Below are 23,597 nucleotides of genomic sequence, written 5' to 3'. Positions count from 1 at the left end.
AAATCTTTGAGTAAATAGCTATTATCTGTGTACTGTAAACTCTCAATAAATTTTATGAAAAAATTATATATCAATAATCTTTTTTTTCTGCTGCTTGGTATTATAGCAGTGGTATATGTTTTTGCATTTTTCTTCCCATTTGTAATGTGGGTAGCACATGCAGGATTATTGTTATTGGTGTTAATGACCTGTATTGATACTTTTATTCTATTCAGAGAGAAAAATGGAGTGAAAAGTAACAGAATTCTCCCTGAAAAATTATCGAATGGAGATGAAAACCTTACTAAAATTGACCTTCGGAACAACTATCCGTTTACTATAAAAGTAAAGGTTATCGATGAAATACCATTTCAGTTTCAGCTTCGTAATTTCGAGATTCATAAGGATATAAAACCTTACGGGAATACTCTGTTTGAATATCCTCTTGTACCAAAAGAGAGGGGAGAATACCTATTCGGAAATCTTAATATATATGTCCGTTCTCCATTAGGACTCGTTGCAAAAAGGTATAAAACTCAGGATGGACAAATGGTACCAAGTTATCCATCATTTATTCACCTCAGAAAATATGAGCTCATGGCTATGCAGAATGAGTTTTTGTTAGGAGGAATAAAAAAGATCCGTAAAATTGGGCATACTATGGAATTTGAACAAATCCGTGAGTATGTAACCGGTGACGATATCCGTAGTATTAACTGGAAAGCAACTGGAAAGCAAAATAGACTGATGATCAATCAGTACCAGGAAGAAAGAGCACAAAGGGTATATATGCTTATAGATAAAGGGCGGACGATGAAAATGCCGTTTAATGGGTTGTCATTGCTGGATTATTCTATTAATGCATCTATGGCTTTAGCTCATATTATCCTTAAAAAACAAGACCGTGCTGGTGTAATGACTTTCTCCAAAAAAATGGAGAATACTGTTGCTGCTGAACTGAAAGCAGGGCAGATAAAGAAAATTGCCGAAGCTCTGTATAATATTAATACCAATTTTTACGAATCTGATTTCAGCCGGCTTTATACTGATCTGAAAAGAAAAGTAACGCAACGAAGCTTGATACTTCTCTTTACCAATTTTGAGACACTGGATGCGCTGAAACGCCAGCTTCCATATCTCAGGGGAATTGCTAAAAGCCATTTATTGGTGGTTGTATTCTTTAAGAATGCTGAGGTAATGAAAATGATGGATCATAAAAATGCACAGAAAACTCAGGATGTTTATGACCAGATTATAGCAGAAAAATTCGAGTACGAGAAAAAGCTGATTCGTCAGGAGCTTCAGAAATATGGTATTTATTCTGTCTATACACTTCCTGAAAACCTAAGTATAGAAGTTATCAACAAATATCTGGAAATTAAAGCCAGGGGAATACTCTAGCTATATTAATTTAGATATCCATTATTTGTTTCCTTTCCATGGAAGCATGTTTTATTTATTAATGATGAAATAGATTTATGAAAGAAATAGAGTACTCAATCGAGCAAGAGCAGGCTAATATAAAATCCTCTGAAAAGATCAAAAATTTAATTAGTGTATTTAGGGTTCTGACATTTCTTGCCTCTGTTTTTTCGGTAATTAAGTATTTTCAGGATAAGGAAGCTTTGTATCTGTTTTTAACTGGCCTGTCATTTATACTTTTTTTAGTACTACTATTTATATCATCTCACTATCAGCAAAAAATAAATTATAGTAAAAGAGTTATTGAAGTTTGTAATCAGATTACTGAAGAGTTTTCAAAGAATGCCCAAATTGAAGGATCTGATATAAACAATTATCACTCCTATAATAAAGATTTGGATATTTTCGGTGAACGTTCCCTGTTTACTAAAATAGATAAGACATCAACCTGTCTGGGAGCAGATACACTGAGAGATTACCTGTCTAATCCACTTACACAATGCAAAGAAATTGAAGAAAGGCAGGATGCTATTAAAGAGTTATCTCAGAAGCCGGAATGGAACATACGCTTTCTGGCAAATGCAAAGTCGCTTGAATTACAAGATAAAAGTCTGTTGACAAACAAACTATCTGTAGATTTTCCATGGAAGCTTGTTAGTACAATACTGATAGTGATTCCGGTAATTAATATTTTATTACTGATATTGGCTATTTTGAAGGATTTTTCACCTGTTTTTCTGGGGGTATTTTTAGCCTTTTCTATTATTAGCTTGCTTGTTGTTAATAGTAAATACAGTAAACAACTTAAAAAAGCTTATAGTGTTGTCAATCTAAGATCAGGACAATATAGCAGGTTTTCAGAAATTTTTCAGTTAATAGAGAAAGAAGCTTTCGATACAGCATTAAATAAAAACCTTCAGGCAAAGCTTACTCATCCGTTGGCTTCTTCATGTATTAACAAATTATCCGGTATAAAAAGAAATCTGGATAACGGACATACACCATTGTTTGGATCAATTGCCAATCTTTTGTTTCTATGGAATCTTAGATATACAGTAGAGCTGGCGAAATTAATGAATATGCTTAACGAGCATATTGATAACTGGTTTGAGGCATTTGCTGAGTATGAAGCATTAATATCTTTTGGCATTTTTGCTTATAAAAATCCTCAATACAATTATCCGGTTTGTAGGGAAGATATAGATTCATTACAATGTAAAGATATAGTTCACCCATTATTGGACTCCGGAAAAGCAATCGGTAATGATTTTATTATTGGAAATACTAAGAATATCTGTATCGTTACAGGGGCTAACATGACAGGTAAAAGTACTTTTCTCCGAACTATAGGTGTAAATCTTGTGCTGGCAATGAATGGTTGCCCGGTCGGAGCCGAAGAGTTTTCTTTTAGACCGATGCATATATTTACAAGTATGAGAACAAGCGATTCCTTATCGGATGGAAGTTCTTATTTTAATGCAGAAATAAAAAGATTAAAAAGTTTAGTGGAGACATTGGAAGAAAAGATTCCACTTTACATTATTCTCGATGAAATTCTGAAGGGAACAAATTCTACAGATAAGTTGGAGGGTTCTCGTTTGTTCCTGAAGAAAATAATGGATATTAATACAGACTTTACTTGTATTATTGCTACCCATGATTTGCCACTCACAGATATGGATATAACTTACCCTGAAAATGTTTCCAATCTTTGTTTTGAATTGGATGAAAAAAATGGTGAGCTTATATCCGACTACAAATTAAAATCCGGTGTCACCCAAACCATGAATGCGCTAAGGTTAATGAAGGCCTATAACATTATAGATTGAGATAATCGTCATTTCGTTTCTTCAATTTAAAATGATTGTTTTTTAATTTTTTTATCTCCTCAGGTTTTTAAACTTTCAGGAAAGAGATAATGCTATAATTTTATATTAAGTCTTAAATATTCATAGACAATACTGTATCCTTTTTATTACGATTCTTATTTCATTTACTTTCATTTTAGTGCTTTTATAATGTAATCTGTCAAAATTTAAAGAATAAGGACAAGCTTCATTTGCTCATAATATTAATCAGGGTCATATTTGTTTTTATAACAGATCTGTAAAACCAATGTCAGGGATTATAATATGACAAAGATTAATACAAATTTTAAAAATTGAAAAGATGAATTTACAAAATTTAAATCTAGTTGGGTTTAATACTCAGGAAATGAAAAAAAACATAAAGGGGGAATATTACTTGTAGTTTTAAGTATAATTGCGATAACAAGCGCAACTTATTATGGAAGTAAAGAAGTCGGTAAAGCTGCTTATTTATTAACTCATTAATTGAAGATTATAAAATTAAAAGAATTATCTTACGAAGAGCAGGAAAATACTAATGGCGGAGATCTTTTGCTTTATGCTAAGTCTTTGTATGGGATATAAAGAAATGGAAAGAGAAATGACAAAAAATAAAATTAAAAATATGAAAATGAATATCAAGTCGGAAATTATAGTTGCTTCGGTTACGTTAATAATTTTTGTGTATTTCAGTGGTAAAGTTATTGGTAAAGCTATCTATTATTTGGTTAACTAGGCTTTCAATTATACTTAATTTCGTATATTATAGAAAAATATGAAAAAGAATCTGCATCCTAAGTTACCTAATATTAGCATTCAATCCTTTTTGAATAAAATAGACAAGAGCTTTAATGATAATTTAGCAATGTCTGTTTTAGCAATTACTTTGATTGCATTCATTCTTTTTAGAATCGGATGGAAGGTAGGGAGATTTTACGGTTTATAAATCTTTCTATAACTTTAATAAAATTAAAATCTGTTCCAGTTACTAGAGTAGATTTGTTTTAAAGTCAAAAATACTTCACATACTAAAAAAACATAAATATGAAATTTATCTGGCTTTTTTATTAGTTATTTTGTGTATTTGCATTCTAATTTTGAAAAAGGAAAATAACCTGATAAAGCTGCAGCTGAAAGAGAAAAAAGATAGTCATAAAATTAAGAAAAATGATTATTAGAAAAACAAAAAAAAGAACACTTTGTTACACCAATAAAAACCTTATTGAATTTGCAATTCTATTAATTGTTATATTATATGTGGCTTATTTATATGGAAAAGATGTTGCTTTAAATGCGAATTAATTATTTATATATTCTTATAAATACATTGCTCTCTTAATACTTGTATGTAAAAAGAAAAAGAATGGGCAACAATGTCCATTCTCTTTCAACTAGTGTGTTTTTGTTTCTTTTTATCATGTATGTTTCTGACTACAAATTTCCTGTTATTTTTTTTAATGGTTGCGTTTCTCTGCATTACAATGCGCCTACATAATTTTTTTTTCACGTATACAAAATGTCTACATTTTTTTGTAAAAACCTAATTATTATATGTTTATATATATGTATTTTTGTATATAAAGGTTTTATGAGTTTGCAAAAAATGAATAAAGTTGTATTATCTGTTATTTTATTATTAATGTCCTGCTTATATTTTGCCCAAAGTGATAAGGATGTTAATCAACAACTTGTTTATACCCTTTTATATGGTAATGAGAAAGCCAAGGCAAAAGAAGTTATAGAATCAGAGTTCTTAAAATCGGATAATGACTCCAGAAAAGTTATTGGTTATGTTTATTTGGCAGACTACTATGCTTTACTAAAAGATGTGGTGAAAAGAACAGAGGCTTTGGAAAAAGCTCAAGATATAGCTTCAAAAACGAAGGATCCTATAGACAAAGCTTATGTCGATCAGGGCTATGCTAAATATTATCAGAAGCTAGATAAGGACGAGTTATTTGTAAAATCAGTTAATGAAAGCATCATTACTTTTAGCAAATATCCCAATGAGAATTTCATTCTTGCCACATTGTATTTTCTTAAATATAATTACTCCACCAAAAAAATGCTCAATAAGTATGGTGAAGAAGACTATACCAAAGCGAATCAATATGCATTAAAATCTAAAAATAATTTATTAATCAACTCTACTTATAATAACCTTGGATATTATTACCGGAAGAGATATGAGTTATCGAACGAAAAGAAATTTCTTGCTTCTGCACAGGAAAGTTATCAGAAATCTTACCAATATGCTTTGCTGATAAAAGAACCAGCTGCCCAGAAAAGGTCGTTGATTGCTTATTATCTGAATTATGGTGTAATGGTTAATACTGTGAAACCTGTAGATTATAATAAATGCCTGGAATTGTACAATAAGGTACTATCACTGAATAAAGACGATGACAATTTTGAGCAGTTTACAACATTTGCCTACAATAATATTGGCTATGTATATGAGGCAATGGGAAAAAATGAACTGGCAAAAGAGTATTATTTAAAAGCTTATTCTTTGTCAAAGAATGACAAGGAAATATTTCTGAGTGATAAAATGGAGATCCTTGAAAATCTTTCACGACTGCATGAAAAGATAGGTCAGCCGGAAAAAGCCCTTGTTTATGAACGGGATGCCAAAAATCTGATTAAACATTACAGTGAGGAACAGTCTCATAATACGGCCAAAACACTGGACGTATTTTATCAGGCACAACAGAAGAATCAACAGATAAAGCAACTGGAGGAAAAGAATAAAATATTTAATAAACGGAAATTTCTTTATCTGGGAATTATTCTCCTTTCTATAGCTACTATAATATTTCTGATTTATACCCTTAGATATAAACAAAACCTGCTGGTAGCCGAAAGAAATGAATCAGAACTTCTTTTACAGCTTGAGCAGGAAGAAAAAGCCCGTATGAAAGCAGAGCAGGAGTTGTGGGCGATACAACAGGAGCAGCTGCAGAAGCAGGCATTGGCAACGTCTCTTCAACTGAACCAGAAAAATACTTTCATCAATGAGTTGAAGGAAAAGGCCAAAGACATAAAAGATTTTAATCTGGATCGTATTCTGAAGGAAGAGCAATCTTCTGATACCAACTTTAGTGCAATACAAAACATTGTGCAGGAAGTTCATCCTAATTTCTTCAAGCGTTTGAATGAAGTGTCTAAAAGTAAACTGACAAATCAGGATCTTAGATATGCAGCTTATATTTATCTGAACATGGATAACCTGCAGATTGCGAGTGCTCTGAAAGCAGATCCTAAAACAGTTAGAATGACTAAATACAGACTAAAACAGAAAATAGGTTTGGGAAAAGAAGAAGATCTGCAGGCTTTTATACAAAACCTGCAGTTATAATTATAATAAGTTGATTTGTTAGGTTCTTGGCTGTAGTAATTTAGCAACTAATGCAGTCCAGCCAGTCTGGTGCGATGCACCTACGCCACGCCCGGTATCACCATGGAAATATTCATAAAAAAGAATATAATCCCTGAATTCAGGATCACTTTGTAATTTTTCATAGTCACCATTAAAAGCTCTTCTTCCGTTCTCATCACGAAGAAAAATTTTGCAAAGTCTTTTACTCACATCCTCCGCAATTTCATTCAGATGATGCATTTCATTGCTTCCTTTAGGGTATTCGATTTTATAATCATCCCCAAAGTAGAAATGAAAGCGCTGCAGACTTTCTATAATCAGAAAGTTTATCGGAAACCAGATTGGGCCGCGCCAGTTGCTGTTACCACCAAACATATCACTGTCGCTTTCTGCAGGCAGATATTTTACAGTGTAATCATTTCCGCCCGCATTCAACTGAAAAGGCTCTTTTTCATAAACTTTAGACAGTGCCCTGATTCCGTAGTCACTCAGAAATTCTTCAGGGTCAACCATTCTTTCCAGGATCTTTTTCAAACGATGGCCACGTAAAATACTCAGCAAATGTTTGCGTCCCTGTCCTTCAACATCGAAGTGTGAAACCAATGCTGCCAGTTCAGGTTTATGAGATAAAACCCAATCCATTCTTTTGGCAAAATTAGGAAGCTTTTCCAGATAGTGGTGTTCAATTACTTCTACTGCAAACATGGGGATAAGTCCTACAATGCTACGCAAACGAAGATCGAAACTTGTTCCGTCGGAAAGCTGTAAGACATCATAGAAGAAACCATCCTCTTCATTCCACAATCCCTGTTTGTCATCCCCAAGGCTGTTCATTGCTTCCGCGATATACAGGAAGTGCTCAAAGAATTTTGTGGCCATATCCTCATATACAGGATTGTATAGTGCTAATTCCAGTGAAATACGCAGCATATTCAGAGAAAACATAGCCATCCAGCTCGTACCATCAGCTTGCTCCAGGTGTTCTCCATTAGGAAATACCGTGTTACGGTCGAAAGCACCAATATTATCCAGACCAAGGAACCCTCCTCCGAAAATGTTATTTCCGTTCATATCCTTACGGTTAACCCACCAGGTGAAGTTCAATAACAATTTCTGGAATACAGATTCCAGAAAGTACAGATCTGGCTTGCCGTGTTTCTTTTCATCAATTTTAAATACCCTGAAAGTTGCCCATGCATGTACTGGCGGATTTACATCACTGAAATTCCATTCATACGCCGGCAGCTGTCCGTTGGGGTGCATGTACCATTCGCGGGTAAGCAGTAAAAGCTGTTCTTTAGCAAAATAAGAATCTACAAGACTTAGTCCCACACAATGAAAAGCTAAATCCCAGGTTGCATACCAGGGATATTCCCATTTATCAGGCATGGAAATAATATCTTTATTATTTAGAGTTTGCCAGTCTTCATTCCGTATATAGTAGCGGGATTCCGGTGGATGGATTTCATTAGGATCGCCCTTTAGCCATTTGGAGACATTGTAATGATAGAACTGCTTGTTCCACATTAATCCGGCAAAGGCTTGCCGCTGAACTCTGCGTTTATCCTCATCCGTTACATCTTTCTGAAGCTGGTTATAATAGTCTTCATTTTCTGTTACTCTGTCTCCGAATATCTGATCAAAATCTGCGAAAGGATTTTCCTGTTCGGTACCTAACCGGAAACGCCAGGATTTCTTTTCACCCGGAAGCAAAGACGTTTCAATCTTTAAAGCTGCCTTTGTTCCTTTCTTCTCAGGGTTAATAGTCGCAGCATTGTTTGTCAGGATATACTGGTTTATTCCGTCTTTGGCAAAAGGTTCAGAATCATTCCACTTATAAAGCTTTTCTGTATTACTTTCATTATTACAAAACATGCTCTCGCAAGGTATTTCTGTAAATAACTTTTTAATCAGTATTTCCTGGTGATCAACTTTAATTCCGTTAAAATCCACCGAAAGCTCAGGTTTGTAATTGTCGTATCCCCAACACCAGGTGTTCCGAAACCATAATGTCGGAAAAATACTCAGTGGAGATTCCTTAGGTCCTTTGTTCTCAACAGTGATTTGAATCAGAATATCATGAATATCGGCTTTAGCATATTCTATTGTAATGTCAAAATATTCATTGTTATCAAAAATACCTGTATCTATAATTTCATATTCCCGTTCGGCCTTTCCTCTATTCCTGTTGGTTATTATAAGATCCTCGTAAGGGAAGGCATTCTGCGGATACTTGTAAAGCATTTTCATGTAGCTGTGCGTGGGGCTGCTTTCCAGATAATAGAAAAGTTCTTTTATATCTTCACCATGGTTTCCCTGGCTGTTACTTAGTCCAAAGAAGCGTTCTTTTATCATTTTATCCCGGTGATTCCAGAAGCCTAAGGCAAAACATAAAGTTTGATCCTGATCACTTATTCCTGCAATACCTTCTTCTCCCCAGCGGAATGTTAATGCTTCAGCCGAGTCATGTCCCGTATAGTTCCATGCATCACCATTTGCACTATAATCTTCCCTTACTGTTCCCCATTGCCTGTTACTTACATAAGGGCCCCATATTTTCCAGTCAGGATTTTTTAATCGGTTATATTCTTGTGTCATGTTTTTATTTATAGTTCATCATAGTAGTTAGTCTCAAGTCATTAATTATAAAGTTATTAATACTTTTTCTAACTTCATAATACCTACTTGTACTTAAAGTTATCCTCCGGTTGAAAAGCTTTCAAAAGTGGTCATGCCACCGTCTATAAAAATACTGGCACCTGTGATATAATCGGAGTCATCACTGGCCAGAAAAACAGCTAGTTTTCCAATATCTTCAGGTTTCCCGATTCTGTTGTATGGTATCAGGTTCATCAGTGAATTGTATGCTTCCGGAGTATTCCATGCATTGGTGTTAATGGGAGTCTGAATCGCTCCGGGACATATGCTGTTTACCCGTATTTTATCAGCTCCATATTCCTGAGCCAGAGTTTGCATCAACATTCTTATAGCACCTTTGCTGGCTGCATAATTAGCGTGCCCGGCCCAGGGAATAATTTCGTGAACACTACTGATATGGATTATTTTTCCTCTTGCTACAGATTTTGCAGGATCTATATCTCTTCTTAAAAACTCTCTGATGGCTTCACGGGCACAAAGAAACTGTCCGGTAAGATTGATGTCTATAACCTGTTGCCATTGCTGCAGAGTCATTTCCGTAAACTTTGCATCTTTCTGTACACCGGCATTGTTGATCAGGATATCCACGGTACCATATTGTGTGGTAACATCCTGAAACATTTTTATAACTTCTTCTTCCTTACTTACATCACACTGATAAGTTATTCCGGAGCCACCATCATCAGTAATTTCTTTTAAAATTGCTTCAGCAGAGGGCTTAGATGATTGGGAAGAATGATTGATAATAACTGTAGCACCCGATGCTGCAATACATTTGGCGATGCCACTACCGATACCACTGCTGGCACCTGTAATAATAGCAATTTGATTTTGGAGCTTCTGTTCCATATTTTTATAATTTGTGTTTGTTGGTGAGGCCTGAGATACAATTTTACAGATCGTATGTAAAATTTGGATACCAAATACCATAACAAATGTATAAATTTGTTCATCAAAAAGAATTTTAAAAAATCTTAAATAATGAAAATAGAACTGAACAGAATTGATGATAATTATCTGTTTGAATTAACCAATCAGAGAGGGCATAAAATTATTTTAGATAATACGTCTGAAGACGATCCACAGGGAGTTAGCCCAATGGAGTCGGTGCTAATGGCATTGGCAGGATGCAGTAGTATAGATATGGTTTCTATTCTGAAGAAACAAAGACAGGAGATTACCTCTTTTTCAGCTGATGTAGAGGGAGTACGTGTACAGGTAGAGGATGCTAAGCCTTTCCGTAACATTCATGTAATATTCAAACTGGAAGGAGAGATTGATGGTAAAAAAGCAAACAGAGCTGCTGAACTTTCATTTGAAAAATATTGCTCGGTTTCTAAATCGCTTGATCCGCAAATTAAAGTTACATGGGAAGTTTTGGTAAACGGAACTTCAACAAAATAGAAATACATTTTGTATTGAAATAATAATGGGCAATAGGTGATTAATACTTTTAGAATTACTTATTGCCCATTACTTATTATGGGCAATTAACAAGTATTTTTATCTTTTTTTTGCAAAAATCTATATTGTTTGTATCTTTGCAGCCAAGATTAGTTCTTTAACACGATTGAAAATGTTATCAGGAAAGGCCGAGGGAATAGACCCTATGACGCCTTAGCAACCCTTCGCTTGCCGAAGAAGGTGCTACATTCTACCACTATGGGATAGATAACGTTACTGAATTTCTTTCAGCCTTTTCTGGGCATTTTCAATTTTATAGGATCAAAAAATATAAAATTGAAAGATTATCTTAAAACCATTAATATTAAAAACTTTACTACCCAATCAGGGAAAGTATATGATATTCCGTTAACCTATGAAGTTTTCGGACAAGATTTGTATACGGCTCCTGTAGTGTTAGTTAATCATGCACTAACCGGAAATTCTGCAGTAACCGGAGAATTGGGTTGGTGGAAAGAAGCTATTGGTGAAGGGAAGCCCGTAGATACCAACACTTATACAATTCTGGCATTTAATATTCCGGGTAACGGATATGATGGTTTTCTAATAGACAATCCTAAAGATTTTGTAACTAAAGATATTGCACGATTATTCCTGCAAGGATTAGAAGTGTTGAATATTAACGAACTCTATGCTATTATCGGCGGATCATTAGGAGGCGGAATAGGTTGGGAAATGTTGGGATTGAATAATACTCTGGCTCAGAATTTTATCCCTGTAGCAACAGATTGGAAAACCTCAGATTGGTTATATGCACAATGTCTGGTTCAGGATTTTTTACTTACACAATCTGATAAGCCTTTACAAAAAGCACGTATTCACGCGATGCTTTGCTATAGAACACCGCAATCTTTAAACGAAAGATTTGGTAATAAAATCCATGAAGATAAGGAACTTAGAAAGTCTGAAGACTGGCTTAACTTTCATGGAGAGAGGCTGAATGAAAGATTTACGTTGTCTGCCTATAATATGATGAATCAACTTCTTTCGACTATTGAAACCGTTGAGGTAAACAGCACATCTTTCGAACAATTAGCGGCCATAAAAGCAAATATATTTATCGTCTCAGTAGACAGTGATCTGTTCTTTCCGGCATCGGAAGATCACCAGACATATACTGAACTGAGTAAAATAAAAAATAACATAAAGCATTTCATCATAAACTCTGTTCATGGGCACGATGCTTTCCTGATGGAATACGAACAATTGAATAACATCTTACACAATATATTTAAGAAGTAACATGAAGGTTTTAAAATTTGGAGGAAAATCTCTGGCAAACGGATTAGGTCTGGAAAAGACATTAGAAATTATCAAGCATAAAAAAGCGAATGAAGAAGATATTTGCGTAGTAGTTTCTGCAAGAGGAAATGCGACAGATGAGCTGATTGCGCTATTGGAAAATGCCAGAAACGGACAGTGGGAAGAAGAAGACTGGATTAACTTTAAGGAAAATCAGTTAAAAGCAATTCCGCAACAGCAGGATATTTTGGATACTGATTTTCATAATTTGAAAAACTTCTTTGCAGGCGTTAAGTTGTTAAAGGATTATTCTTTGAAAACCAAAGATGAAGTACTAAGCTTTGGTGAAGTTATTTCGGCTAAAACGTTGGTGCAGGTTCTTATCAATGAAGGACTTTCTGCCAAGTTTGTAGATGCCCGTAGTTTCTTGATTACTGATGATCGTTTTGGTAATGCTATCCCTAAAGACGAAATCTCTGAAAAAAACGCACAAGCTGCGTTCGAGGAGTTCTATAACAACGGAGCTATTCCGGTTGTAACAGGATTTATTGGTGTAACCGAAGAAGGAGAGACCACAACATTAGGAAGAAACGGAAGTAACTATTCAGCGGCTTTAGTGGCTAAATTTATCAATGCAGAGATCTTAGAAAACTATACACATGTAGATGGTGTTTTCTCTGTAAATCCTGAGCTGGTAGAAGATGCCCGCCATATAGAAAATCTGTCATTCCAGGAAGCAAATGAGATGGTAAACTTCGGAATGAATGTTCTTCATGATAAAACGATCTTGCCTCTTATAGATAAAAACATTCCGCTTAAGATATTGAACACCTTCAAAGGAATAGATCAGACAGGTACTCTTATTTCCAATGATAAGAACAATACTTCTGTAAAATCTCTGATGCTGCAGGAAAACAAATCACTTGTAGTTTTCGAAGGACGAGGATTATTGGGAAAAGTAGGAATTGACGCAAGATTTTTCAGTGCATTACACCGTGCAGGAGTTAGTGCCGGAATTATCTCTCAGGGATCTTCTGAAAGAGGAATGGGAGTAGTGGTAGATGAGAAAGATGCACCAAGAGCATTGGAAGCTTTGCGTAAGGAGTTTGCAAGAGACTATGATACCAAAGATGTACAAAGTATCCACAGTATTGATGGATTAAGTGTGATTTCTATTATCGGACAGAAAATGTCTCATTTTAATCAGTCGTACAATGCTCTGATCAAAAACCATGTAGAACCTTTATTAATAAGTAATACGGTTTCTGGTGCTAATGTTAGTATCGTAATAAGCAAAGAAGATACAAGCAAAGCTCTGAATATTATTCATGGAGAGTTGTTCGAAAATCCGAAACAAATCCATCTGGCTATTATCGGACACGGAACAGTAGGGCGCGCGTTGATTAATCAGATTCTGAATTCTACTCATGATATTGTAAACCGTAAGAATACACACATTAAAATATTTGCCATCAGTAATTCCAAAAATTTGATCCTTGATAAAAAAGGAATTGGAAAAGACTGGGAAACACAATTGCAGACGAGTGCAGTTCCTGCAAATATCGAAACATTATTAAAGTACGCTAAAGAAAATCATTTAGAGAACTTAATTGCAGTAGACAATACTGCCAGCAGTGTGTTTGTAGAAAACTACGAGCTACTGGCTGAAAATGGATTCGACTTAGTTTCTTCCAACAAGATTTTCAATACCCTGCCGATTGACCGCTATAAAAATCTGCGTAAGGTACTGGAAGATAAAAATAAGAAATACCTGTATGAGACGAATGTGGGAGCAGGTTTACCATTGATAGATACGATTAAACTTCTGCATCTTTCTGGCGAAAATATTACCCGTGTAAAAGGGGTATTCTCAGGATCTCTTAGTTATATTTTCAATAATTTCTCTGTAAGAGAAGATGCCTTTAGTACGATTATAAAAGAAGCAATGGATAAAGGTTATACCGAGCCGGATCCACGTGAAGACCTTTCCGGAAATGATGTTGCAAGAAAATTATTGATCTTGGCTCGTGAGCTGGATTTGGTAAATGAATTCTCAGATATCAATATTCAGAATCTGATTCCTGAAAATCTTCAGAGTATTGCTAAAGATGAGTTCCTTTCCCGTTTGGAAGAACTCAATACTGAATATGAACAGCTGAAAAAATCTCTTCCGGAAGATCATGTATTGCGTTATGTAGGAGAACTGAAAGGAGATTTACAGAAAGAAAAAGGACAACTGGAGGTGAAATTAGTTTCGGTACCAAAATCTGCAAGTTTAGGTCAGGTAAAAGGATCGGATTCTATTTTCGAAATCTATACAGAATCTTATGGTGAGAATCCTATTGTAATTATGGGAGCCGGGGCCGGAGCAGAAGTAACTGCACGAGGTGTCTTTGGTGATATTTTAAGAGTAAGTGAGAATAAATAAATATTATATATAATGTAACAATATAACAATTTAGCAATGTACCAAAATTCAACTACAATATGGATTGTTAGACTGTTACATTGTTATATTGGTAAACTTTTTGAAAATGGAAAATTTTGAAACTCAGGCGATAAGAACTCAAACAGAAAGAACGCAGTACGACGAACATTCAACTCCGTTATTTCTAACATCCAGTTTTATATTTCAGGATGCAGAAGATATGAGAGCTTCTTTCGCTGAAGAAAAAGAAAAGAATATTTATAGCCGTTACAGCAATCCTACGGTGAATGAATTTACCGATAAAATGGTGAAGCTGGAAGGAGGTGAGGCTGGTTATGCCTTTTCATCAGGGATGGCAGCTGTTTACAGTACTTTGGCTCCTCTTTTAAATAGTGGTGACCATGTATTGAGCTGTCAGTCTATATTTGGATCTACTCACACACTTTTTACAAAGTATTTTCCGAAGTGGAATATCAATACTACTTACTTCAAAGCTGATGAGGTAAATGATATCGAGAAATATATAACACCGGAAACTAAGATTCTTTATGCAGAAACGCCAACAAACCCGGCTATAGAAATTCTTGATCTGGAAGTATTAGGGCAAATTGCTAAAAAACATAATCTGATCTTTATAGTGGATAACTGTTTTGCAACACCTTATTTGCAGCAGCCTATAAAATACGGTGCCGACTTAGTCGTGCATTCTGCAACCAAACTAATCGACGGACAAGGACGTGTATTAGGAGGGGTAGTTGTCGGAAAAGCAGATCTTGTTCGCGAGATTTATCTTTTTGCAAGAAATACAGGACCATCACTTTCTCCATTCAATGCATGGGTGTTATCCAAAAGTTTGGAGACATTGGCGATCCGCGTAGAAAGACATTGTGAAAATGCACTGAAAGTTGCGGAGTTTTTAGAATCACACCCGAATGTAGTAACAGTGAAATATCCTTTCCTTAAATCACATCCTAGTCATGAAATTGCTAAAAAGCAAATGAAATTAGGCGGAAATATTATTGCTTTTGAAGTAAAAGGAGGACTGGAAAAAGGAAGAGCATTTATGGATAACATAAAGCTATGCTCACTATCACCAAATTTAGGAGATACCAGAACTATTATTGTGCATCCGGCATCTACAACACATAGCAAGCTTACAGAAGAAGAACGATTGGAAGTAGCTATTACTCCGGGATTAGTAAGATGTTCTGTTGGATTGGAAAATGTAAATGATATTATTGCAGACCTAAAACAAGCTTTAGAAGCTTAGTCTGCTTAAATTTTATAAGGCTTCGACCCAGCTCAGCCTGACAATTTTAAGTATTAGAAGTGTCACTCTAAGCTTAGCTTGTAGTGAGCCTGACGAACCGAAGAGCAAAAATAAACGAACATGAGTAACATAGAAGCATTATATAAAGCATTGAACGCGCGAATCCTTATTCTGGATGGCGCTATGGGGACAATGCTACAGCGGCACAAATTTGAAGAAGAAGACTTCAGAGGAGATCGCTTCAAAGACTGGCCAAGTCCTTTAAAAGGGAATAATGATTTGCTTTCTTTAACACAGCCACAAGCTATTGAAGATGTACACAGACAATATTTTGAAGCTGGTGCAGATATCATCGAGACCAATACATTCTCCGGAACTACAATTGCAATGGCAGATTATGGGATGGAAGAGCTGGTAACAGAGCTTAACTATGAATCAGCAAGAATTGCCAGAAAAGTTGCAGATGAATATACGGCAAAAACACCGGATAAACCCCGATTTGTTGCAGGAGCTATAGGTCCTACTAATAAAACAGCAAGTCTTTCTCCGGATGTGAATGATCCAGGATATCGTGCTATTACCTTTGACGAACTTAAAGAGGCTTATAAACAACAGGCTAAAGCTTTATTGGATGGAGGTTCTGATATTTTATTGGTAGAAACTATATTCGATACCCTGAATGCTAAAGCGGCACTTTTTGCTATTGATGAGATTCAGGATGAAAGAAATATCCGTGTACCAATTATGGTGAGTGGGACAATTACAGATGCCTCGGGAAGAACCCTTTCAGGGCAAACTGCTGAAGCTTTCCTTATTTCTGTTTCGCATCTTAATTTACTAAGTGTTGGTTTCAACTGTGCTTTAGGAGCTCAGCAGCTAACACCTTATCTGGAAGTATTGTCACATAATACGGATTTTGCAGTTTCTGCTTATCCAAATGCAGGTTTACCAAATGCATTCGGGCAATATGACGAAACGCCGGAAGACATGGCAGAACAGATTAAAGAGTTTGTTGACAAAGGGCTAATCAATATTATCGGTGGATGTTGCGGAACAACACCGGAACATATTAAAGCTATTGCAGATTTGGCTAAAAACTATAAGCCTAGAGAGATATCTGTAAAGTCGTAAAGTAGATTTTATAAATAATAATTATTAATTTAAAGTATAGTAACATAGATAGTTAGAGGGTAGATCCGAGTTTTCATTTTTTGTAAATTTGTTAGAACATCACAAATAATTACATATGAAACATCCGGCTTATCCTAAGAATACTGATGAGATACATTTATTCAACGAACTGAGAAAACGAGTGAACCAGAGAATAGAGGAAATACCGGAAAATCGGGATAGGTATATCCAGATTAAAGCCATTCTTCTGCCAATTGTATATTTTGGCAGTTATTTCCTTGCGATTTTTAATGGAAATAAACCATGGCTTTATATAACCTGTTATGTTGTAATGGGCTTTACACTGGTTTTAATCTATCTGAATCTGATTCATGAAGCAGCTCACAACAATATATATAAAACCAAAAAATATAATAAATGGATTCTGAGGTTATTCGACTTTATTGGTGCGAATAGCTATATATGGCAGAAAAGGCATATTGTAAGCCATCATGCTTTTCCTAATGTAGATGGTTGGGATACCGATGTGGAACAGAGCGGACCAATAAAAATTTTCCCACACGTGGAAGCAAAGGGAATTCAGAAATATCAGGACAGATACTTCATTTTTGCTTATCCGTTCTATCTGTTCAACTGGATGTTGGTTAGAGACTTCAGGGATTTTTTTGATAGAGAAAGAGTTATTTATAAAACGCATGGAGAAGCTCCTAAAGCAGAAAAAGTGAAACTGATCCTTTACAAATTACTTTACCTTTTCTATCAGATAGCAGTTCCGGTTTTATTTCTGAAAGTATCTTTTGGATTGGCTTTTGGGGCGTGGGCTCTGGAAATATTGGTAGCAAGTGTATTTGCATTATTTGTATTGTTGCCACTGCATCCGCTGCCGGATAATGAGTTCCCGGTTCCGGATGAACATAATAATCTGCCATTTAGCTGGCTGAGACATCAGTTGGAAGTAACAAATGATTTAAGCAATAACAATTGGTTTATCCGTCATGTATTAGGGAATTTTAATTTCCATGTGGCACATCATTTATTTCCCAACTACAGCTATGTATACTATAATGAGATTACTGAAGAAATAGAAAATTTTGCTCACGAGAATGGTTTTGTTTACAAAAGATTTCCGTTACTCACAGCATTGGGCAAACATTATCAATTATTAAAATATAATGCGAATAACGTTCCTCTGAGGCATGTCTTCGAGGAACTGGATTCCTAATTAAGAATGAGAGATGTCTGTAAAAAGCATTCCGTTCAATAAAAATACCGCAAAGCGGTAAATTAAAAGTAGACGAATGAAATATCTAAAGCTATCGGGGCTTGAGCCATTGGTGATTACACCGGAAAGTAACTTTATAAACGTAGGGGAAAGGACGAACGTTGCCGGATCTAAAAAATTTCTGAGATTAATCAAAGAAGAAAAATATGCTGAGGCTTTAGATATTGCCCGCCATCAGGTAGAAGGGGGTGCTCAGGTTCTGGATGTTAATATGGACGATGGTCTTCTGGATGGTAAATATGCTATGGTGAAGTTCCTGAATCTTATTGCCTCCGAACCGGATATTGCGAGGATTCCTATTATGGTAGACAGCTCTAAATGGGAAATCCTGGAAGCTGGCTTGCAGGTTGTTCAGGGAAAACCTGTAGTGAACTCAATAAGCTTGAAGGAAGGTGAAGCCAATTTCATCGATCAGGCAAAGAAAATAAAGCGTTACGGTGCTGCTGTTATTGTAATGGCATTTGATGAGGTAGGACAGGCAGATAATTATGAGCGCCGTATAGAGATTGCTAAGAGGTCATACGATATTCTTGTTAATCAAATAGACTTTCCGCCGGAGGACATTATTTTCGACCTTAATATATTCCCGGTAGCTACTGGTATGGATGAGCACAGACGGAATGCTATCGATTTTATAGAAGCTACCCGTTGGGTAAGAACCAATCTTCCTTATGTATCAGTAAGTGGGGGTGTTTCCAATGTGTCTTTCTCTTTCAGAGGAAACGATGCAGTGAGAGAAGCAATGCACTCTGTATTCCTTTACCATGCTATTAAAGCAGGAATGAATATGGGAATTGTGAATCCAACAATGTTGGAAGTTTATGATGAAATTCCAAAAGATCTACTGGAGCTGATAGAAGATGTAATGCTGGATCGCAGGGATGATGCAACAGAAAGACTTCTGGATTTTTCCGAAAGAGTAAAATCTGTCAGAAAAGAAAAAACTGAAGACCTGGCCTGGAGAGAGCAACCGCTTCAGGATCGTATTACTCATGCCTTGGTAAAAGGTATAGACCGATTTATTGAAGAAGATATAGAAGAAGCCCGTCAACAGGCCAAGCGCCCGTTAGATGTTATTGAGATTAATCTGATGACCGGAATGGGAGTTGTTGGAGACTTGTTTGGAAGCGGGAAAATGTTCCTGCCACAGGTAGTGAAATCTGCCCGTGTAATGAAGAGAGCAGTGGCGTATTTACAACCCTATATTGAAGCTGAAAAAGATACAGGCCGTCCGGCCGCCGGAAAAGTATTGATGGCAACTGTAAAAGGAGATGTACACGATATCGGGAAAAATATTGTAAGTGTGGTATTAGGTTGTAACAACTACGAGATTATAGATCTTGGCGTAATGGTTCCGGCTGAAAAGATTATTCAGACAGCTATAGATGAAAAGGTAGACATTATTGGTCTTAGTGGTCTTATTACACCGAGTTTGGATGAAATGGTTCATGTTGCCAGTGAATTGGAACGAAAGAATCTGGATTTTCCACTTCTTATAGGTGGTGCTACAACATCTAAAGCGCATACCGCAGTGAAAATTGATCCGTCATATTCTAATGCTGTAGTACATGTAAACGATGCTTCCCGTGCTGTAAATGTGGTTTCCAGTTTGCTGAACAAAGAAAAATCTAATGTTTATACACTGGACCTGAAAACTGAATATGAAGATTTCAGAGAAAAATTCTTAAACAGAGGCGAGCACAAAGAATATGTAGCATTAGAATTCGCAAGAGAAAATAAATATAAAATAGATTTTAAGTCTGAAGATATCATAAAACCTGCTAAACCGGGAATTACCATTATCGAAGATCAGCCATTGGAAGATTTATTAGATTATATCGACTGGTCACCATTTTTCAGAAGCTGGGATCTTCACGGAAGATATCCGGATATTTTGAAAGATGAAGTAGTGGGGGTACAGGCAACGGAACTTTTTCATGATGCTCAGAAAATTCTGAAAAAGCTGATTGAAGATAAAAGCTTAACTGCTAAAGCTATTTTTGGATTATTCCCGGCTAATGCTGTGAAAGACGATATTTTTCTGCAAAATGAGCAAGGTGAAGATATAGGCAAATTTATTACGCTGCGTCAACAGGCTAAAAAATCCGAAGGAAAGGAATATTTGGCTTTGGCCGATTTTATAGCACCAAAAGAAACCGGAATTCAGGATTATGTAGGGTGCTTCTGTGTAACTGCTGGTTTTGGAGCAGACGAAGTAGCAGCAAAATATAACGAAGAAAACGACGATTATAATTCCATTATGGTAAAAGCCTTAGCCGATCGTTTTGCCGAAGCTTATGCTGAATTTTTACACTATAAAATACGTAAAGAATACTGGGGGTATGCTTCCGATGAAAATCTGAACAACGAACAGATGATTAAGGAAGAATATAAAGGAACCCGTCCCGCACCGGGATATCCGGCTTGTCCGGATCACCTGGAAAAAAATATGATCTGGGATGTTCTGAAAGTTGAAGAAAATATCGGTGTAAAACTAACAGAGAGTCTGGCAATGTGGCCGGCAGCCAGCGTTAGTGGTTATTATTTTGCCCACCCTATGAGTAAATATTTTGGACTGGGTAAAATAAAAGAAGACCAGCTTCGGGATTATACCGAACGTAAAGGCATCGATTATGATCTTGCTAAGAAATGGTTGAGTCCTAATCTCGCCTAGAAATTTCACCAAATCACATATTGTTAAAACAATTACATCCTTAGATTATTACATTAAAAAACTATGAAAGTAACCGAACATATTGCTCAAAGTAAAGGAAAAACACTTCTCTCCTACGAAATTATTCCACCTCAGAAAGGACACGGAATTGGAGATTTGTACAAAAATATAGACCCGTTAATGGAGTTTAAACCCTCTTTTATAGATGTAACTACCTCCCGGGAAGAATATATTTACCTTGAAAAAGGCAATGGGCTTATGGAGCGTAAAATTTCCAGAATGAGACCAGGAACACTAGGGATTTGTGCTTCAATTCAGTATAAATATAATGTAGATACTGTTCCCCATGTACTATGTGGTGGCTTTACTAAAGAAGAAACAGAATACCTGCTGGTAGACTGTCTTTATCTGGGAATTGATAATATAATGGCACTACGTGGCGATGCGATGAAAGGTGAAAAGTATTTTGAGCCAACTAAAGGCGGAAACCGTTATGCATCAGATCTTGTTACTCAGATTAATGATCTTGGAAAAGGGAAGTTTCTGCATGGCGAAATTTCAGGTAACGATCTCAACAATAGTTTCTGCATTGGTGTAGCAGGTTACCCTGAAAAGCATCTGGAGGCACCTTCTATGCAATATGATCTGAAAATGTTGAAACAGAAAGTAGACTTGGGTGCAGATTATGTGGTAACTCAAATGTTTTTAGATAATCAGAAATACTTTGAATTTGTAAAACTAGCCCGTGAAGCTGGTATAGATGTTCCTATTATCCCGGGTATAAAACCTCTTGCTGTAAAAAAACACTTGCAGCTGCTTCCTCAGGTATTCAAAATAGATATTCCTGAAGATTTGGTAAATGCTGTGTCACAATGCAAGAATAATGAAGCTGTAAAGCAGGTGGGAATTGAATGGTGTGTTCAGCAATGCAAAGAGTTATTAGATTTTGGTGTTCCTGCACTACATTTCTATACAATGGGTAAAAGTGATAATATCCAGAAAATTGTAAGTGAATTTTTCTAAGAATACTTTATAAAAATAAAAGGCGGACAACAGTCCGCCTTTTGAGTATCTATACCTTTTAAAAAGCCTTATCAAATTTTGAAATCTTGATAAGGCTTTTGTAATTCTATACGAAATGGCTAAACAGCCTCTAATTGCAAAGACTTTAGGTTGTTGCAAATTTGTTCTGTTGTAGGTTTTCCTGAAGATGTGTGCCAGATAAACATTCCGCTTTCTACATTAAAGTAGTATTCTGTCTGCTCGTCCGAAACTTTAAACCAGTTAAGGGCTCCGTTAGCTGCATTGATCCCAACCCAGTTAACTGCTGCTGTTTTTAGATCAAAGCTATATGGATTCTGATTCAGGGTATCCTGAAAAATAATCTTGTTATCCAGAATATAAAGAACGCCACTTCCCTGGAAGGCTTTCATTTTTAATATTTTAGTTTGTTGCTTGCCCTTATTGTAACGTACAATAGCTTTAAGCTTGGCACCTTCTGGTAATGTAGCAAGTACAGCTTCCTGTTTTTTCTTTCTACTTTGAGAAGCCAGAAATGCAATAAGGAAAATAAGTCCGATAAAGCCTAAAAAGGCAATAATAAAGACGATCAAAAGTATAAAAATTGAGTTCATTGTAATATATTTTCGTTATAACGTTGGATGTTTCTTAAATATTTTATTTCTGTCGAATAAATAACGATAAGTTGTGAGTTTTCTTGTGATTTTTGTATCTAAGTTTTCTGCAATTTTAATCATTTTGGGGTTAAAATCCCCTATCCACTGCATTTCTATTTCCTCAAAATGAGTATATTTTCTTAGATGCTGTGTTCCTTCCCATATCATATAACCATCTATACCCTTTTTTTGCCATTCGGGTACAACACCAAAAACCAGCCCAATCATTTTTTTATTCGGTACAAATTGCCGGATAAACAAAAACTTTATTTTCTCCCATATTCCAAATTTTCCGTTCAGGTATCGGAACCATTCATTCAGATCCGGAAGATTTATCCACATGCCAACCGGATTCCCTTTTTCATATACAAACCAGGAGATATGTTCATTGATTACAGGTTTTATAATATGAAACATTTTTTTTACCTGTTTTACATCCAGTTGTTTTCCTTCACCGTGGTTCGCCCATGCAGCATTATAAATATGTGTAAAATCCTCGGCATAACGATCAAGATGTTTTATCTGCATTCTTTCCGCATGAATATCCGGGTTTTGACTAAGACGTGTATGTGCATTTATAAAGCTGGAGTCTACTTCACTGGTTGTTTTTCGGGAAAAACATAACTGTTGGAAATATGGCTGAAAACCATAACTCTCAAAAAGTGTCTGATAATAAGGGAAATTGTAATTCATCCTGTAAAGAGGTTTTGTAAAACCTTCTGTCAGTAATCCCCAAAACTGATCTCTTTCACCAAAATTAATAGGCCCGTCCATAGCCTCCATACCTTTCTGTTGTAGCCATTCTCTACAAAAATCGAAAATGAAATTAGCTGTTATTTGATCATTAATACAATCAAAAAAGCCAATTCCACCAGTTGGCTGATCTTGTTTATATTTATTAGTATAGAATATAGCTACACGACCAATCGTTTCCCGCTTTTCATTAATGCATAGCCATCTGGAAGCTTCTCCGGAGCTAAAAAACTTATTCTTAACAGGGTTAAAGATGTCGTCAACATCTTTGTCCATGTTTCGGATGAAATTTTTATCTAGCCGATAGAGCCTTACAGGAAATTCAAGAAACTCTTTTCGCGTTATTCTATCAGTAACCTCAGTCATCCTCAGCATAACACTTGTGTTTTGCC

15 protein-coding genes and 1 riboswitch are annotated in these 23,597 nt (G+C 35.8%); of the genes, 11 read left to right on the top strand and 4 right to left on the bottom strand.

Features of this window, described 5'->3' with window-relative positions; all coding sequences use genetic code 11:
• The first annotated feature begins 54 nt into the window (after window positions 1-54).
• From ATE49_RS14805 to ATE49_RS14795, 3 genes are all read left to right on the top strand, one after another.
• Window positions 55-1,380 (top strand): DUF58 domain-containing protein, encoded by a 1,326-nt coding sequence (locus ATE49_RS14805; RefSeq protein ID WP_065082798.1) that lies wholly within the window; start codon window positions 55-57, stop codon window positions 1,378-1,380.
• Between the two features lie 77 nt (window positions 1,381-1,457).
• The gene (locus ATE49_RS14800) at window positions 1,458-3,230 is read left to right on the top strand and encodes a MutS-related protein (RefSeq protein WP_065082797.1); all 1,773 of its coding nucleotides are present in this window, start codon (window positions 1,458-1,460) and stop codon (window positions 3,228-3,230) included.
• A gap of 1,621 nt (window positions 3,231-4,851) precedes the next feature.
• Window positions 4,852-6,606, top strand: a complete 1,755-nt coding sequence (locus tag ATE49_RS14795; RefSeq protein ID WP_065082796.1) for a tetratricopeptide repeat protein — start codon at window positions 4,852-4,854, stop codon at window positions 6,604-6,606.
• 18 nt (window positions 6,607-6,624) lie between these two features.
• On the opposite strand, the gene ATE49_RS14790 is transcribed toward ATE49_RS14795, so the two are convergent.
• A complete protein-coding gene (locus ATE49_RS14790) occupies window positions 6,625-9,225 on the bottom strand; it encodes an MGH1-like glycoside hydrolase domain-containing protein (protein WP_065082795.1) in 2,601 nt (866 codons plus the stop codon).
• Between the two features lie 99 nt (window positions 9,226-9,324).
• Window positions 9,325-10,134 (bottom strand): glucose 1-dehydrogenase, encoded by an 810-nt coding sequence (locus ATE49_RS14785; protein ID WP_065083175.1) that lies wholly within the window; start codon window positions 10,132-10,134, stop codon window positions 9,325-9,327.
• A gap of 132 nt (window positions 10,135-10,266) precedes the next feature.
• Here ATE49_RS14785 and ATE49_RS14780 point away from each other — a divergent pair, with 132 nt between their 5' ends.
• From ATE49_RS14780 to metF, 8 genes are all read left to right on the top strand, one after another.
• Entirely contained in the window at window positions 10,267-10,689 is a 423-nt protein-coding gene (locus ATE49_RS14780) for an OsmC family protein (protein WP_065082794.1), read from the top strand.
• Between the two features lie 172 nt (window positions 10,690-10,861).
• Window positions 10,862-10,963, top strand: a riboswitch (SAM riboswitch).
• Window positions 10,964-11,025: 62 nt separating this feature from the next.
• The gene (locus ATE49_RS14775; protein WP_065082793.1) at window positions 11,026-11,991 is read left to right on the top strand and encodes an alpha/beta fold hydrolase; all 966 of its coding nucleotides are present in this window, start codon (window positions 11,026-11,028) and stop codon (window positions 11,989-11,991) included.
• 1 nt (window position 11,992) lies between these two features.
• Window positions 11,993-14,419: a bifunctional aspartate kinase/homoserine dehydrogenase I gene (gene thrA, locus ATE49_RS14770; RefSeq protein WP_065082792.1), complete on the top strand. Its 2,427-nt coding sequence runs from the start codon at window positions 11,993-11,995 to the stop codon at window positions 14,417-14,419.
• 106 nt (window positions 14,420-14,525) lie between these two features.
• Window positions 14,526-15,689, top strand: coding sequence for a trans-sulfuration enzyme family protein (locus tag ATE49_RS14765; protein ID WP_065082791.1), 1,164 nt, complete (start codon window positions 14,526-14,528; stop codon window positions 15,687-15,689).
• A 120-nt stretch (window positions 15,690-15,809) separates the two neighbouring features.
• Window positions 15,810-16,820: a homocysteine S-methyltransferase family protein gene (locus ATE49_RS14760; protein ID WP_065082790.1), complete on the top strand. Its 1,011-nt coding sequence runs from the start codon at window positions 15,810-15,812 to the stop codon at window positions 16,818-16,820.
• Window positions 16,821-16,935: 115 nt separating this feature from the next.
• Window positions 16,936-18,042, top strand: coding sequence for a fatty acid desaturase family protein (locus ATE49_RS14755; protein ID WP_065082789.1), 1,107 nt, complete (start codon window positions 16,936-16,938; stop codon window positions 18,040-18,042).
• Window positions 18,043-18,118: 76 nt separating this feature from the next.
• Window positions 18,119-20,776 (top strand): methionine synthase, encoded by a 2,658-nt coding sequence (gene metH / locus ATE49_RS14750; protein WP_081278491.1) that lies wholly within the window; start codon window positions 18,119-18,121, stop codon window positions 20,774-20,776.
• Between the two features lie 63 nt (window positions 20,777-20,839).
• Window positions 20,840-21,799, top strand: coding sequence for a methylenetetrahydrofolate reductase [NAD(P)H] (gene metF, locus ATE49_RS14745; protein WP_065082788.1), 960 nt, complete (start codon window positions 20,840-20,842; stop codon window positions 21,797-21,799).
• Window positions 21,800-21,918: 119 nt separating this feature from the next.
• On the opposite strand, the gene ATE49_RS14740 is transcribed toward metF, so the two are convergent.
• Complete coding sequence (locus ATE49_RS14740) at window positions 21,919-22,410, bottom strand: hypothetical protein (RefSeq protein ID WP_065082787.1); 492 nt, start codon at window positions 22,408-22,410, stop codon at window positions 21,919-21,921.
• Between the two features lie 15 nt (window positions 22,411-22,425).
• Window positions 22,426-23,580 (bottom strand): hypothetical protein, encoded by a 1,155-nt coding sequence (locus tag ATE49_RS14735; protein WP_306465224.1) that lies wholly within the window; start codon window positions 23,578-23,580, stop codon window positions 22,426-22,428.
• Window positions 23,581-23,597: the final 17 nt, after the last annotated feature.

This window comes from Elizabethkingia miricola (genome assembly GCF_001675285.1).
Lineage (GTDB): Bacteria > Bacteroidota > Bacteroidia > Flavobacteriales > Weeksellaceae > Elizabethkingia > Elizabethkingia miricola.
This window is presented reverse-complemented; position numbering and strand designations above follow the sequence as displayed.

Excerpts from the sequence above, each read along its gene's own strand:
- ATE49_RS14805 (WP_065082798.1), top strand. The coding sequence starts at position 55 with ATGAAAAAATTATATATCAATAATCTTTTTTTTCTGCTGCTTGGTATT.
- ATE49_RS14800 (WP_065082797.1), top strand. The coding sequence starts at position 1,458 with ATGAAAGAAATAGAGTACTCAATCGAGCAAGAGCAGGCTAATATAAAA.
- ATE49_RS14795 (WP_065082796.1), top strand. The coding sequence starts at position 4,852 with ATGAATAAAGTTGTATTATCTGTTATTTTATTATTAATGTCCTGCTTA.
- ATE49_RS14790 (WP_065082795.1), bottom strand. The coding sequence starts at position 9,225 with ATGACACAAGAATATAACCGATTAAAAAATCCTGACTGGAAAATATGG.
- ATE49_RS14785 (WP_065083175.1), bottom strand. The coding sequence starts at position 10,134 with ATGGAACAGAAGCTCCAAAATCAAATTGCTATTATTACAGGTGCCAGC.
- ATE49_RS14780 (WP_065082794.1), top strand. The coding sequence starts at position 10,267 with ATGAAAATAGAACTGAACAGAATTGATGATAATTATCTGTTTGAATTA.
- thrA (WP_065082792.1), top strand. The coding sequence starts at position 11,993 with ATGAAGGTTTTAAAATTTGGAGGAAAATCTCTGGCAAACGGATTAGGT.
- ATE49_RS14765 (WP_065082791.1), top strand. The coding sequence starts at position 14,526 with ATGGAAAATTTTGAAACTCAGGCGATAAGAACTCAAACAGAAAGAACG.
- ATE49_RS14760 (WP_065082790.1), top strand. The coding sequence starts at position 15,810 with ATGAGTAACATAGAAGCATTATATAAAGCATTGAACGCGCGAATCCTT.
- ATE49_RS14755 (WP_065082789.1), top strand. The coding sequence starts at position 16,936 with ATGAAACATCCGGCTTATCCTAAGAATACTGATGAGATACATTTATTC.
- metH (WP_081278491.1), top strand. The coding sequence starts at position 18,119 with ATGAAATATCTAAAGCTATCGGGGCTTGAGCCATTGGTGATTACACCG.
- metF (WP_065082788.1), top strand. The coding sequence starts at position 20,840 with ATGAAAGTAACCGAACATATTGCTCAAAGTAAAGGAAAAACACTTCTC.
- ATE49_RS14740 (WP_065082787.1), bottom strand. The coding sequence starts at position 22,410 with ATGAACTCAATTTTTATACTTTTGATCGTCTTTATTATTGCCTTTTTA.
- ATE49_RS14735 (WP_306465224.1), bottom strand. The coding sequence starts at position 23,580 with ATGCTGAGGATGACTGAGGTTACTGATAGAATAACGCGAAAAGAGTTT.